This window comes from Pseudomonas sp. JV241A (assembly GCF_900275665.1).
Lineage (GTDB): Bacteria > Pseudomonadota > Gammaproteobacteria > Pseudomonadales > Pseudomonadaceae > Aquipseudomonas > Aquipseudomonas wadenswilerensis.
Genome location: NZ_OPYO01000023.1, coordinates 186,338 through 200,582 on the forward strand (window position 1 = coordinate 186,338; position 14,245 = coordinate 200,582).

General features: G+C 63.4%; 11 protein-coding genes. 8 read left to right on the plus strand and 3 right to left on the minus strand.

Features of this window, described 5'->3' with window-relative positions; genetic code table 11:
- Positions 1–18 precede the first annotated feature (18 nt).
- The gene (locus JV241A_RS15360; protein WP_115087808.1) at positions 19–918 is read left to right on the plus strand and encodes a hydroxymethylglutaryl-CoA lyase; all 900 of its coding nucleotides are present in this window, start codon (positions 19–21) and stop codon (positions 916–918) included.
- Between the two features lie 537 nt (positions 919–1,455).
- Here JV241A_RS15360 and JV241A_RS15365 read toward each other — a convergent pair.
- Positions 1,456–1,980, minus strand: coding sequence for an MgtC/SapB family protein (locus JV241A_RS15365; RefSeq protein ID WP_134063366.1), 525 nt, complete (start codon positions 1,978–1,980; stop codon positions 1,456–1,458).
- A 143-nt stretch (positions 1,981–2,123) separates the two neighbouring features.
- On the opposite strand from JV241A_RS15365, the gene JV241A_RS15370 reads away from it, so the two are divergent.
- From JV241A_RS15370 to JV241A_RS15390, 5 genes are all read left to right on the plus strand, one after another.
- A complete protein-coding gene (locus JV241A_RS15370) occupies positions 2,124–2,363 on the plus strand; it encodes a DUF3203 family protein (RefSeq protein WP_115087810.1) in 240 nt (79 codons plus the stop codon).
- 121 nt (positions 2,364–2,484) lie between these two features.
- Positions 2,485–3,897, plus strand: a complete 1,413-nt coding sequence (ccoG, locus tag JV241A_RS15375) for a cytochrome c oxidase accessory protein CcoG (RefSeq protein WP_115087811.1) — start codon at positions 2,485–2,487, stop codon at positions 3,895–3,897.
- Between the two features lie 41 nt (positions 3,898–3,938).
- Positions 3,939–5,348 (plus strand): GntR family transcriptional regulator MpaR, encoded by a 1,410-nt coding sequence (gene mapR, locus JV241A_RS15380; RefSeq protein ID WP_010226541.1) that lies wholly within the window; start codon positions 3,939–3,941, stop codon positions 5,346–5,348.
- 66 nt (positions 5,349–5,414) lie between these two features.
- Entirely contained in the window at positions 5,415–7,349 is a 1,935-nt protein-coding gene (locus JV241A_RS15385) for a PoNe immunity protein domain-containing protein (protein WP_240047876.1), read from the plus strand.
- Between the two features lie 82 nt (positions 7,350–7,431).
- Positions 7,432–9,525: an ATP-binding protein gene (locus JV241A_RS15390; protein ID WP_134063370.1), complete on the plus strand. Its 2,094-nt coding sequence runs from the start codon at positions 7,432–7,434 to the stop codon at positions 9,523–9,525.
- Here JV241A_RS15390 and JV241A_RS15395 read toward each other — a convergent pair whose 3' ends face one another.
- Together JV241A_RS15395 and JV241A_RS15400 are read right to left on the minus strand one after the other, a co-directional pair.
- Positions 9,526–10,272: an SDR family oxidoreductase gene (locus JV241A_RS15395; protein WP_134063372.1), complete on the minus strand. Its 747-nt coding sequence runs from the start codon at positions 10,270–10,272 to the stop codon at positions 9,526–9,528.
- A 71-nt stretch (positions 10,273–10,343) separates the two neighbouring features.
- The gene (locus JV241A_RS15400; RefSeq protein ID WP_233674773.1) at positions 10,344–11,519 is read right to left on the minus strand and encodes a sterol desaturase family protein; all 1,176 of its coding nucleotides are present in this window, start codon (positions 11,517–11,519) and stop codon (positions 10,344–10,346) included.
- 156 nt (positions 11,520–11,675) lie between these two features.
- On the opposite strand from JV241A_RS15400, the gene JV241A_RS15405 reads away from it, so the two are divergent.
- Both JV241A_RS15405 and JV241A_RS15410 read left to right on the plus strand, forming a co-directional pair.
- The gene (locus JV241A_RS15405) at positions 11,676–13,385 is read left to right on the plus strand and encodes a copper resistance system multicopper oxidase (protein WP_134063374.1); all 1,710 of its coding nucleotides are present in this window, start codon (positions 11,676–11,678) and stop codon (positions 13,383–13,385) included.
- Positions 13,378–14,244: a copper resistance protein B gene (locus tag JV241A_RS15410; RefSeq protein WP_134063376.1), complete on the plus strand. Its 867-nt coding sequence runs from the start codon at positions 13,378–13,380 to the stop codon at positions 14,242–14,244. Before JV241A_RS15405 ends, JV241A_RS15410 begins: the two co-directional genes overlap by 8 nt.
- The last annotated feature ends 1 nt before the right edge of the window (position 14,245 follow it).

The following is a 14,245-nucleotide window of genomic DNA, read 5'->3' on the forward strand; positions in this document are numbered from 1 at the left end:
GCCCTGAGGAACCCTGCCATGTCATTGCCTGAAAAAGTCCGCCTGGTCGAAGTCGGCCCGCGCGACGGCCTGCAGAACGAAGCCCAGCCCATCAGCGTGGCCGACAAGGTGCGTCTGGTCGATGACCTGAGTGCGGCAGGCCTGTCCTATATAGAAGTGGGCAGCTTCGTTTCGCCCAAGTGGGTACCGCAGATGGCCGGCTCCGCCGAGGTGTTTGCCAATATCCAGCAACACAGCGGGGTGACCTACGCAGCGCTGGCGCCGAACCTGCGTGGTTTCGAAGATGCGCTGGCGGCCGGGGTCAAGGAGGTCGCGGTGTTTGCCGCCGCGTCCGAGGCGTTCTCCCAGCGCAACATCAACTGCTCGATCAGCGACAGCCTGCAGCGCTTCGTACCGATCATGGAAGCGGCGCGCCAGCACGGGGTGCGGGTACGAGGTTATGTATCGTGTGTATTGGGCTGCCCCTATGAAGGCATGATCAGTGCCGAACAGGTCGCCCCGGTGGCCCGCGAGCTGCACGACATGGGCTGCTATGAAGTGTCGCTGGGCGACACCATCGGCACCGGCACCCCCGGGGCGACCCGGCGCCTGTTCGAAGTGGTCGGCGCCCAGGTGCCACGGGACCAACTGGCCGGTCACTTCCATGACACCTACGGCCAGGCCCTGGCCAACGTCTATGCCAGCCTGCTCGAAGGCATCAGTGTATTCGACAGCTCTGTTGCGGGCCTTGGCGGCTGTCCTTACGCCAAGGGCGCCAGCGGTAACGTTGCCAGCGAAGACGTGCTGTACATGCTCCAGGGCCTGGGCATCGACACCGGCATAGACCTGGAGCGCCTGATCGCCGCGGGCTTGCGTATCAGTGAAGTGCTCGGCCGCGCCAGCGGTTCGCGGGTGGCACGCGCCCGTAACGCACGTTGAACACGGGCGGTAACAGCCAGGTCAGGGCCTGGGTGTTACCGCACCCGCACTTTTCAGGGAAATTCCGGGTAACACGGAAACAAATCGACAGAATTTCTCGGTCCAGATTTTCAGAGAAACCTATAAGTCATTGATTTTATTGTGATTTAAAAAGTTGGCACGGCACCTGCTATATCTCAGGTACAAGAACAATAAAAAGTGCGACACACCCAATAAAAATAAGACGAAACGACTCTGACATAACAAGAACAACACGACAGAGGCGCAGCTAACAGATTTTTTTGGAGAGGATGTGCTTTCCAGGGGCTTGCCCCGCAACCGGACACAGAACAATAAAACTACCCCAAGGTAGCGCAGGTCACGGTTGGATCAGCAATGATGAAGGTAGATCAGCGCTCAAAAAAATACGTTTGCTCTTGATCCCGGATGGGGATCGCCAGTGATACAGAGGCAACGGTCGCCAAAAACAACAACAGGCCGCCCTCCAATAACAAAAAAAGAGCACGCAACAATCTTTGAGGGGAGCCTAGGCTCCCCTCAGTGCTTCCCGCCCTCCCCGTTTTCATCCTCGTCTTCCCTCTCGAAGCGGTTTACCACCAGCGGCATCACCCCCAATACCAGTAAGGCCAGCAAGGTGCTGATCACGGCCGTTGCTTCACGCCCCATGCCCGCCGCCACGCCGATCGCCGCCGTCATCCACAAGCCCGCCGCCGTGGTCAGGCCTTTGACATGCCCGGCATCCTGGTCGTGGCCCTTGAGAATGGTGCCGGCACCGAGAAAGCCGATCCCGGCGACGATCCCCTGTACCACCCGGCTCAGCGCCGCGTCGTCGGCCCCGGCCATGCGCGGCACCAGCACGAACAGCGCCGCGCCCAGGGCTACCAGCATATGGGTGCGCACCCCGGCGGCCTTGCCCTTGAGCTCACGCTCAAAACCGAGGACGGCACCAAGCAACGCCGCCATGATCAGGCGCACCGTCACCTGGGTAAGCTGCTTGGCATCGGTGATGTCGGCGAACTCCGCCACCAGGGTGATCCAGACTTGATGCCACCAGGCGTCCATGGGCGTTGTCCATGCAGAAGGGATTAATCGGTGGACAACGGCGGTGACGGCAAGTGCGCCGTTGACCGCTGATCGGTTGTTGCCAGTATCCGGGGCAGCGCTGCGGTCTCAAGCAATAGGACACCAGCCATGAGGAAGCGGCCATGCCTATTGAAATAGATGAAACCAATCAGCGCTGCACCCTGATCAGTGACGACATGCATGTCCAGGGTGAAGCCAAGGATGTCGAAGTCATCACTGACGCCGAACTGCGCATGTCTGTCGCAGTGCTCAAAGGCGAGCGCGTGCCAATCACCGAACAGGAGGCCGATGCCCTCACTGTAGCGGGTGCGGTGGATGGTCGCAGGCATCTCAAGGCATCCGAGCCAGGCTCGGTAATCTAAGGCCTACAGGGTTTCGACACAAAATCTGATACGGTTTTTATCCAGATACCTGAGCCTGTTATGCAAACAGATGGGGCGCCATAGTGCTCTGGCCTGATCGAGGCCTGATGAGCGACGAACCATGAGCGATAGAATCCCCGTCCAGATCGTTGAAATTGCTGAGCCTTCCACCTTCAAGAAGAAGCCTGCCAGCAGCGACAGACAGATCCACACCCGTAGCTTCACCGGCTTGTTTCGTAACCTGCGCCTGGCTGGCGCGGGTTTTCTGTTTTTGCTGTTCTTCGGCACCGTCTGGTTGAACTGGGGCGGTCGTCAGGCCGTGCTTTGGGACCTGGCCGACAGCAAGTTCCACATCTTCGGCGCCACCTTCTGGCCGCAGGATTTCATCCTGCTCTCGGCCTTGTTGATCATCTGCGCTTTCGGCCTGTTTGCCATCACGGTGTTCGCCGGCCGGGTGTGGTGTGGCTATACCTGCCCACAGAGCTCCTGGACCTGGATCTTCATGTGGTGCGAAAAAATCACCGAAGGTGAACGCAACCAGCGCATCAAGCTTGATGCCGCGCCATGGAGCCTGAACAAACTGGCCCGGCGCTCGGCCAAGCACACCCTGTGGCTGGGCATCAGCCTGCTGACCGGGCTGACATTCGTCGGCTACTTCACGCCGATCCGCCCGCTGGCCGAAGAGCTGTTCACCCTGCAACTGGGCGGAGTCAGCCTGTTCTGGATCTTGTTCTTCACCGGCGCCACCTACATCAACGCCGGCTGGCTGCGTGAAGCGGTGTGCATGCACATGTGCCCGTATGCGCGGTTCCAGAGCGTGATGTTCGACAAGGACACCCTGACCGTCGCCTACGACCCGGCCCGAGGCGAGTCCCGCGGCCCGCGCAAGAAAGAAATCGACCACAAGGCCAAGGGCCTGGGCGACTGCATCGATTGCCACATGTGCGTGCAGGTCTGCCCGACCGGCATCGACATCCGCGATGGCCTGCAGATGGAGTGCATCGGTTGCGCCGCCTGTATCGACGCCTGTGACTCGATCATGGACAAGATGGGCTACGCCCGCGGCCTGGTCGGCTACAAGTCCGAACACACCCTGCAAGGTGGTACCACCAACTGGCTGCGTCCGCGCCTGCTCGGTTACGTCACCGCCCTGGTGGTGATGATCGGCGCCCTGGTCATCGCCCTGCAGCAGCGGCCGATGGTGTCGATGGACGTGATCAAGGACCGCGGCCTGTTCCGTGAGAACAATGCCGGGCAGATCGAGAACATCTACACCCTCAAGGTCATCAACAAGACCCAGCAAGCCCAGCACTACCGCCTGCGCCTGCTCGACGCCGAAGGGTTCGAACTGCACGGCAAGACCGAGTTCAGCCTGGCAGCCGGGGAAATGAGCGACTTGCCGGTGTCGGTGGCGATGTTGGCCGAGCGCCCGCAAAGCAGCTCCCAGGACATCAGCTTCGAACTGATCGACACCGACGAACCGGGCATCCGCAGCGTCGCCCACAGCCGTTTTGTCGCGCCTTTGAACCGCTGATCCCATACACTGCCCGAGCATCCGAAACCTTTCGAGCCATGATGAAACGCTACGAGAAATTCGCCGACGACATTGCCGAACTGATTCGCTCCGGGGTCCTCGGCCCCGGCCAGCGCGTGCCGTCGGTGCGATATGCCAGCCAGACCCACGGCGTCAGCCCGTCCACGGTATTCCAGGCCTACTACCTGCTGGAGCGCCGTGGGCTGATCCGTGCCCGGCCACGCTCGGGGTACTTCGTCAACGCCCACGCGCCGCGCCAGTTCAGCGAGCCGCAGATCATCGAGCAGGCCAGCGAGTCCACCGAGGTGGATGTCAGCGAACTGGTGTTCTCGATTCTCGACTCGATCAAGGACCCGCAAACCGTGGCCTTCGGCTCGGCGTTCCCCAGCCCCAACCTGTTCCCGCTGCCACGCCTGGCCCGCTCCATGGCCAGCGCCAGCCGCGAGATGGACCCGCGCATGGTGGTCACCGACCTGTCGCCGGGCAACCCGCAACTGCGTCGGCAGATTGCCCTGCGCTACATGGTCGGCGGCCTGATGCTGCCCATGGAAGAGCTGCTGATCACCAACGGCGCGCTGGAGGCTCTGAACCTGTGCCTGCAGGCGGTGACCGAGCCCGGTGACCTGGTGGCCATCGAAGCGCCGGCGTTTTATGCCTGCCTGCAGATCCTCGAGCGGCTCAAGCTCAAGGCGGTGGAGATCCCCGTGCACCCGCGCGAAGGCATCGACCTCGGGGTGCTGGCCCAGACCCTGGCCAAACACCCGGTCAAGGCCGTGTGGTGCATGACCAACTTCCAGAACCCGGTAGGCGCAAGCATGCCGGAGGAAAAGAAACAGCAGCTTGTGGAGCTCTTGCGCGAGCATCAGGTGCCGTTGATCGAAGACGACGTCTACGCCGAGCTGTACTACGCCCAGCAGGCGCCGAAACCGGCCAAGGCCTTCGACACCGACGGCCTGGTGATGCACTGCGGCTCCTTCGCCAAGAGCCTGGCCCCCGGCTACCGCATCGGTTGGGTCGCGGCCGGGCGCTATGCGCAAAAGATCGAACGGCTGAAGCTGATGACCTCGCTGTGCGCCTCGATGCCGGCCCAGGCAGCGATCGCCGACTATCTGCAGCACGGCGGCTACGACCGCCACCTGCGCAGGCTGCGCTACGCCCTGGAGGAACAACAGGCGGCGATGCTCGCGGCCATTGCCCGGTATTTCCCGCCACAGACCCGGGTCAGCCATCCAGCTGGCGGTTACTTCCTGTGGCTGGAGTTGCCCGAGCAAATGGACTCGCTCAAACTGTTCCAGATGGCCCTGGCCCAGGGCATCAGCATCGCCCCCGGACCGATCTTTTCGCCGACCCGGCGCTTTCGCAACTGCATCCGCCTGAACTATGGCAGCCCCTGGACCGAGCAATCGGAAAAGGCCATGGAAACCCTGGGCAAGATCGTCCGCTCGTTTTGAGCGCCGGTTGAACTTCGAGCGCGCTTGCTGCACCCTGCGCGCTCGAATTTCCCAGGGATGGATGGCATGCACAAGCGACAGCATTTTCTTTCGCCGCAACGCTACGAGCGTTTCCTCGAACACGACCAAGAAAGCCGTGCATTCCTGCGCAACAACCACCTGCAGGCCGACTCCGACGAACAGGAAGCGGTATTCAGCGGTAAAAGCCTCAAGGGCCTGGCGCTGGACAAACTGCTGATCAGCTATACCGCCGGCGTCGACTTCGACGCCCTGCCCGCCTTGCTCGAGGCGCTGGTCGCCGAGTACGGGCAACTGCAACGCAAGATGGCGGTGTATGCCGAAGAACCGGACGTCGCCCCGCTGAATCTGGACGATGTCGAAGAGCATCACGAATGCATGCAGGTCATCAGCCTGTGCATCCTGCTGGGCCGCCACGACCTGCTCGAACGCTTCGTCGCGCTGATGGACAACGGCGGCTACGCCGAACAAGACACCCTCTATGAAGACCTGCTGAGCCGGGTACTGCCCGACCGTTACGATGTCGATGAGTGGTACCAGGACTACGCCACGCCGCTGGTGCAAACCATCTATGCCACCAGCCCCGAGCAAGCGGCCAGCCGCCTGCAGGGCTACTGCGAGCAATGGTACGAGCACTTCCTGCACGCCAGCTGGTACGACACCCATGGCGACGATATAAGCGGCTACGTCGGCTACTGGTCGTTCGAGGCGGCAGCCGTGGCCCTGCTTTACGGCATCGATACCCGCGCACTGCTGCACGTGATCTTCCCCCATGATTTGCTCGAACACGCCCGCAAACTGCCGGTTTACCACGCCATACGCTGGGAGTGCCTGGGCGACGCTGAAGACCAGCAGGAGGACGAAGAAGTTATCGACGAAGAGGACGACGAAGACAGCGACGAAGACTTCGCCTACGACATCAAGGCTGCCGGCGTGACCCTGTCCGATGCCATCGACGCCGGCAACATCCCGCACCTGGCCCAGGCCCTTAACACCTATGACACGGTCGAGGCGATCCTGGCCCTGGACCTTGCTGGCGACGCTCAGGAGCAGGACGACGCCTATTTTGACCTGGCCCTGGCCCTGCTCGGCTGGGTACCCGGCCCCGGCCACGGGCTCAAGCGCGTGCTGCGCCTGGTCAATCGCGACCCGCAAAAACACGCCGAGCAGCTTTACGATTTGCTGCGCCATGTGCTGCTCAATTGCAAACTGAAGACCAGCCCGGATGCCCTGCTTGAAGAAAGCCTGAACGCCGAGGTGCTGCGTGCAGAGCTTGCGCAGATCATCATGGCGGTACGTGCCAGTGCGGCTTTCCTGGCACTCGATGAGCAACGCCAGGCGCTGGTGCTGAGCGACCTGGAGCAGGCCGGCGAACACCTGGACGATCTGATCGAACGCATCGACGAACGCCTGATGCCGTGGCTTGCGGTGCAACGCAATAGCTCCGCCGAGGCTTCGGGCAGCAGCCTGCGCACCCCGGCGCAAACCAGCAAACCGCAGTCGCGGCGCGTCGACAGCCTGCGCGAGCACGGTACGGTCAGTACCCATCCGGCGGCCACCGATGCCGGCAAACTCAGCCGGGAGCAGATCAACCCGGCGGCCACCAGCAACTGGCTGGAGCTGAGCCTGGACGACGGCAAGCTGGGCGGGGTTCCCGGCGCGGCCTACAAGGTGATCTTCGCCGACGGCAGCATTGCTGAAGGCCATTTGAACAACCTCGGCCATATCCGCCTTGACGGCGTACCCTTCGGCCCGGCCAAGGTGTATTACGGTGAAGACCCGCGCCCCTACCAACGCCAGCCGATCAAGGCACTGGGCAGCAGCGCAGCGCTGATCGACCGAGACCTGCGCAGCCTGGGTTTCATCCCCTCGAAACTCGACCGGGACGACCTGTATGCCGAAACCACCGGGCGGATTGCACCGTACTGCGAACTGAACGCCCTCTGGTGGGAATGGGCCAGCGCTCGCTACCACGGCCATTGATCCGCCCGACCTGCGGCCGCGCAGTTGTTGAGTACTGCGCGGGACGCTACATTTGCCACAGTCCCCAGGCCGGAACACGCGTATGTCGTCGAGCGAACTGCAGTCCCTTCGCCAGCAGCTTGAGCAGTTGCAGCAACAAAACAATCTGCTCAAAGCACAGCTGGCCGAGCGCAACGGCGCAGGCCATGAACCAGACAATCAGGCCCTGGCCGACACCCAGCAGCGCTACCGCTTTCTGTTCGAGACCATGGACGAAGGCTTTTGCATCATCGAGTTCTTCGACGGCCCCCACGGCCCGCTCAGCGACTATATCCACATCGAAGCCAACGCCGCCCAGGCCAGGCATGCCGGGATCGACAACGTGGTAGGCCAAACCCTGCGGCAGTTGGTCCCCGATGAGGCCGAAGGCTGGCTTGCCCGCTTCGGTCCGGTGCTGCACAGCGGCAACCCGATCCGCTTTGACCAGGAGCTGGTGATCACCGGCCGTCATCTGGACATCTGCGCCTTTCGCCTGGAGCCGGCCAGCCGCAAGCAGGTCGCGGTGCTGTTCCAGGATGTGACTGCACGCAAGCGCGCCGAATCCGCCCTCAAGCGCCTCAACCAGGAGCTGGAACAACGGGTTGCCCAGGCGGTGGCAGAACGCAGGATCCTCACCGATGTGGTCGAAGCCACCCTGGCGCAGATCCAGGTGGTGGATCTGGACATGCGCTGGCTGGCTATCAACCGCGCTGCCCGCGATGAGTTCCAGCGGCTTTTCGGCCTGACGCCGAGCGTCGGCGACAGCTTGCCTGATCAAATGGCCAAGCATCCCGAGGACTGCGCCCGCGGCCTGCTGCTCTGGACACGGGCGCTCAAAGGTGAAGCGTTCGTCGAGATTGCCGAGTTTGGCGCAGGCGACCAACACCGCCACTACGAACTGCGCTTCAGCCCGCTGCATGACTCGCAGGGGCAGTTGATCGGCGCCTACCTGTTCGCCTACGACATCAGCGAGCGGATCCGCGAGCAAAAGCGCCTGCGCAACACCGAAGAGGCCTTGCGCCAGGCGCAGAAAATGGAAGCGGTCGGCCAGCTCACCGGCGGCATCGCCCATGACTTCAACAACCTGCTGACCGGCATCAGCGGTTCCCTGGAGCTGTCGCGCAAGCTGCTCGGGCGCGGCCGCCACCAGCATATCGACCCCTACCTGCGTACCGCCCAGGATGTGTGCAACCGCGCAGCCTCCCTGGTCCACCGGCTGCTGGCCTTTTCCCGGCGCCAGACCCTTGAACCACGCACCATCGATGTCAACCGCCTGGTCAGCGGCATGGCCGAATTGATCCGCCGCAGCGTTGGCCCGCATATCGAGATCGATTTGTTTACCGCCAGCACTACGTGCCGGGCCAGCATCGACTCATCGCAACTGGAAAACGCCCTGCTCAACCTCTGTATCAACGCCCGTGACGCCATGCCGGCCGGCGGCCGGATCACCATCGAAACCCGTCATCTGCAGGCTGACGACCAGGTCGCCGCGCACCTGGACCTGGCCCCCGGTGACTACCTGGCCCTGAGCGTCAGCGATAACGGCAGCGGCATGCCACCGCAGGTGCTGGCGCGCGCCTTCGATCCGTTCTTCACCACCAAGCCGGTGGGCCAGGGTACGGGCCTGGGGCTGTCGATGGTCTATGGTTTCGTCCGCCAGTCCGGTGGCCAGGTGCGGGTGTATTCGGAACCTGGCCAGGGCACCAGTGTGCACCTGTACCTGCCACGCCTGGACAGCGCCAGCCTGCCGGCCAAAGAGTCGCTGCCGGTTGCACGCAAGCAGCGTGACCTGCGCGACATGACGGTGATGCTGGTCGATGATGAAGCAACCATCCGCATGCTGGTCGGCGAGGTACTCAGCGACCTGGGTTACGCCAAGATCGAATTCGGCGACGGCCACAGCGCCCTGCATGCACTGCAAAACGGCGCGACCGTCGACCTGTTGATCAGCGATGTCGGCATGCCCGGCGGCATGAACGGCCAACAACTGGTAGCCGCGGCCCGCCAACTGCGGCCTGGGCTGAAGGTACTGTTCATCACCGGCTATGCCGAGCAGGCGGTGCTCGGCACTGGGGTTTTCGAGCCCACTACCCGGGTGCTGACCAAGCCGTTCAGCCTCGATACCCTGGCCCAGCGCATCGAGGAGATGATGGGCTGATCAGCGCCCGCCGCCGAGGTCGAGGAAGCTGCCGGTCGAATAAGAAGCTTGGTCTGACAGCAGCCAGAGGATCGCCTCGGCCACTTCTTCGGCCTGACCGCCACGGCCCATGGGAATGCCCGGTTCGAGCTTGCTGACCCGGTCCGGGTCGCCGCTGAGCGCGTGGAAGTCGGTGAAGATGTAGCCCGGGCGCACGGCATTGACCCGCACACCTTCGCCGGCCACTTCCTTGGCCAAGCCGAGGGTGAAGGTGTCCAGCGCGCCCTTGGAGGCGGCGTAGTCGACGTATTCGTTGGGCGAGCCCAACCGCGCGGCCACCGACGAGACGTTGACGATGCTCCCACCCTGCCCGCCATGGCGGGTCGACATGCGCTGCAGCGCGTGCTTGGCGCACAACATCGGCCCGACCACGTTGGTCTTCATCAGCTTGAGCAGGCGAAACTCCGACACTTCCTCGACCCGGCTCTGCTGGCCGATGGTACCGGCGTTATTGACCAGCGCGGTGACCGCCCCCAGCTCGGCATCGACGCGCTGGAACAGCTGGATGATCTCGTCCTCGACACTGACGTCGGCCTTGACCGCAATGGCCTCGGCGCCCAGTTCACGGACCTCGGCCAGCACCCGCTGGGCGGCCTCGTCGTCACGCAGGTAGTTGATGCAGATGCGGTAACCGGCGCGTGCGGCCAGGCGCGCGGTGGCGGCGCCAATGCCGCGGCTGGCGCCGGTGATCACGATAACCTTGTCCATGGATACTCCTTGCCCCCAATGGCGTTGACCCCTCAAGGCTAACGCAGTCAGGGGCCGGGCACAAAGCCGCTTCAGGCAGCCGGTGGCGGTACGGGCGCCTTGGGTTCGGCTTTGCGCAGCGGATACAGGTGCTGGCGCACGATACCTTCAGGCAGGTCCTTGCCGAACACGCCATAACGCGCCGGCCATTCCTTGGGCGGCAGCTTGAAGGTGCCGAACAGCATGTCCACCAGCGGCGTGTGGATTGCGTAGTTCTTGTAAATGTAATCCTTGTGCCGGGCGTGATGCCAGTGGTGATAGCGCGGCAGTACCAGCAGGTAGTTGAGCCAGCCGCCGTCGATACGCACGTTGGCATGGGCCAGCACCGCCTGCACGCCCACCAGGATCACATAGGCGTTCATTGCCTGGGGCGAGAAGCCCAGCAGGATCAGCGGTGCCAGCACCCCGGTGCGGGTCAGGAGAATCTCGCAGAAGTGGATACGCGAACCGGCCAGCCAGTCCATGTGCGTGCTCGAGTGATGCACCGCATGAAAACGCCACATCCACGGCACCACGTGATACAGGCGGTGCAGCCAGTACTGGCCGAGGTCGGCAACGAACACCGCGAGCAGAAACTGCACGACGATCGGCAAGCTTTGCACCTTGGCCTGCAAGGTGTCGGAGACCACCCAGCCGGCCAGCCAGCCGGACGAGGCGGTGACGAAGATGAGGATGAACTGCACCAGCATATGGCTGACGAAAAAGTAGCTGAGGTCGGTGCGCCAGTGCGGGCGCAGGATGTTCTGCTGCGGGTCCTTGGCGTAGAGCTTTTCCAGGGGGATGAAGATGATCGCCGACACCAGCAGCGCCAGCACGAACCAGTCCAGGCCCAGCGAGTACGGGGTCTGGCCGATGGTTTCGGTCTGGATGTTGGTGCCCCCCAGAAACATCGCCAGCCCTGCCGCGCTAATGCCGGTAAAGCCCAGGCGCTTGCGCTTGTTGAGGAGGATGTTCAGGGTGCCCAAGGCAAAGGCCAGGATCAGCCCGATCAGCAGCGCGGTGCGGGCAAAGTGCACGCTGTAGACCTTGCGGAACTCGGCAAAGGTCAGCCACTGCGGAAACAGAAAGCACAATACCGCCAGCAGGCTGAGCAGTCCGAGGGCGGCCGAAATGTAACCGCTGATACGCCCCTGGCCAAGTCTGAACGGGTCGTGGCCGTGGCGTTTGAAATAGGCCTTGATTGCCTGCATGAATCGCTGATCCTTCATAGTGGTGGGCTCCGTGCGGCGCGGAGTATACCGACCTGCGGCCACAAGTGAACGCGTGCATGCCTGGGCAGCTGACAAATCTGTAATCCACTGCTCAGTTTGCTGACAGTCAGTGCTGGCTAAGGTCGTGCCATCCCAGCCCCTGGAATGGCACCCATGCTTCGACACCCGACCCGCCGCACCTTCGTCAAGGGCTTTGCCGCCGGCAGCGCCCTGGCCGGTCTCGGCCTCTGGCGCCTGCCGGCGTTTGCCGCACCTGCGGTGTTCAGCAATGAACTGAGCGGCCAGCACTTCGAGCTGTTTATCGGTCAGACGCCGGTGAACATCACTGGCCGCTCGCGCACGGCCCTGACCATCAACAACAGCCTGCCCGGCCCGACCCTGCGCTGGCGTGAAGGCGACACCGTGACATTGCGCGTGCGCAACCGCCTGGGCGAGCCGACCTCGCTGCACTGGCACGGGATCATCCTCCCGGCCAACATGGACGGGGTGCCGGGCCTGAGCTTTGCCGGCATCGAACCCGGTGGCGAGTACCTCTACCGGTTTACCCTGGCGCAGAGCGGCACCTACTGGTACCACAGCCATTCCGGCTTGCAGGAGCAGGCCGGGGTCTACGGGGCGATCGTCATCGAACCCAAAGAACCCGAAGCCCATCGCTATCAGCGCGACTACGTGCTGTTGCTCAGCGACTGGAGCGACCAGGCCCCCGCCGAGCTGATGGCGACCCTGAAAAAGCAGTCGGACGCCTTCAACTATCACAAGCGCACCGTCGGTGACTTCATCGACGATGTCGCCAGCAACGGCTGGCGGCAAACCGTCGCCGAGCGCAAGGCCTGGGCCGCCATGCGCATGAGCCCCACCGACCTTGCCGACATCAGCGCCGCCACCTACACCTACCTGCTCAACGGCCAGCCACCGGACGGTAACTTCACCTGCCTGTTCCAGCCCGGCGACACCGTGCGCCTGCGCCTGATCAACGGCTCGGCGATGAGCTACTTCGATTTTCGCATTCCGGGCCTGAAGCTCACGGTCATTGCCGCCGATGGCCAACCGGTGCAGCCGGTCGAGGTCGACGAGTTGCGCATCGCCGTGGCCGAAACCTATGACGTACTGGTGCGGGTCGGTGACCTGCCCGCCTACACCCTGTATGCCCAAAGCATGGACCGCAGCGGCTACGCCCGTGGCACCCTGGCGCGCAGCAATGGCCTCAGCGCCGAGGTGCCGGCACCGGACCCGCGGCCGATCCTGAGCATGGCCGACATGGGTCACGCTGGCATGGCTGACATGGGCGGCATGGACCACAGCCAGATGGCCGGCATGGACCATTCGATGATGGCCGGCATGCAGCAGCACCCGGCCAGCGAAACCGGCAACCCACTGGTCGACATGCAGACCATGAACCCCAAGCCCAACCTCGCCGACCCGGGCATCGGCCTGCGCAACAACGGCCGCCGGGTGCTGACCTATGCCGACCTCAAAAGCACTTTCGCCGACCCCGATGGCCGCGAGCCATCACGGGAGATCGAACTGCACCTGACCGGGCACATGGAGCGCTTCGCCTGGTCGTTCAATGGCATCAAGTTCTCCGACGCCGAGCCGTTGCGCCTGACCTACGGCGAGCGCCTGCGCATCACCCTGGTCAACGACACGATGATGGCCCACCCGATCCACCTGCATGGACTGTGGAGCGACCTGGAGGACGAACACGGGCGCTTCCAGGTGCGCAAGCACACCCTCGACATCCCGCCGGGCAGCCGGCGCAGCTACCGGGTCAGCGCGGACGCCCTGGGGCGCTGGGCCTATCACTGCCATCTGCTCTATCACATGGAGATGGGCATGTTCCGCGAGGTACGCGTCGATGAATGAGCTTCTCAATCGCCCACTGCTCGGCAGCCTCGCCCTGCTGGCCTTGCTGGCCAGTGAAGAGGCTCGCGCCGAAGTCATGGATCATGCCGCCATGGGCCACGCTGCCATGAACCACCAAGGCATGAACCACAGCATGGCGCCGGGCACTCCACGCACGCCACTGCGTCCGATCACCGACGCCGAGCGCCAGGCGGCCTTCCCGCCCCTGCCCGGTCATCAGGTCCATGACCGGCAGATGAACTGGGCGGTGATCGTCGAGCAACTGGAATACCAGAACTTCGAGAGCAGCAGCGCCCTGAACTGGAACGCCAATGCCTGGATCGGCGGCGATGTCGATCGCCTATGGCTGCGCACCGAGGGTGAGCGCGAACAAGGTGTGACTCACAAGGCCGAGCTGCAGGCCCTCTGGGGGCACGCCATCAGCCCCTGGTGGGAACTGGTCGGCGGTCTGCGCCAGGACTTCAAGCCGGCCAGTGGGCAAACCTGGGCCGCCTTCGGTATCCAGGGCACGCCGCTGTATGGCCTGGAGCTGGAAGCCACCGCCTATGTCGGTGAGCGCCAGCAAACCGCGCTGCGCCTGGAGAGCAGTTACGCTATCCTGCTGACCAATCGCTGGATCCTCGAACCGTCGCTCGAGGCCAATTTCTACGGCCGTAACGACGCGACACGGGACCAGGGCAGCGGCCTTGCCGACAGCGAGATCGGCCTGCGCCTGCGCTACGAAATCACCCGCGGCTTTGCCCCTTACCTGGGCATCAGCTTCAACCGGGCCTATGGCAACAACGCCGAACAGATCCGTGATGAGCACGGCGATATCGGCCAGACCCGCCTGGTCGCCGGTGTGCGCCTGCGTTTCTAGA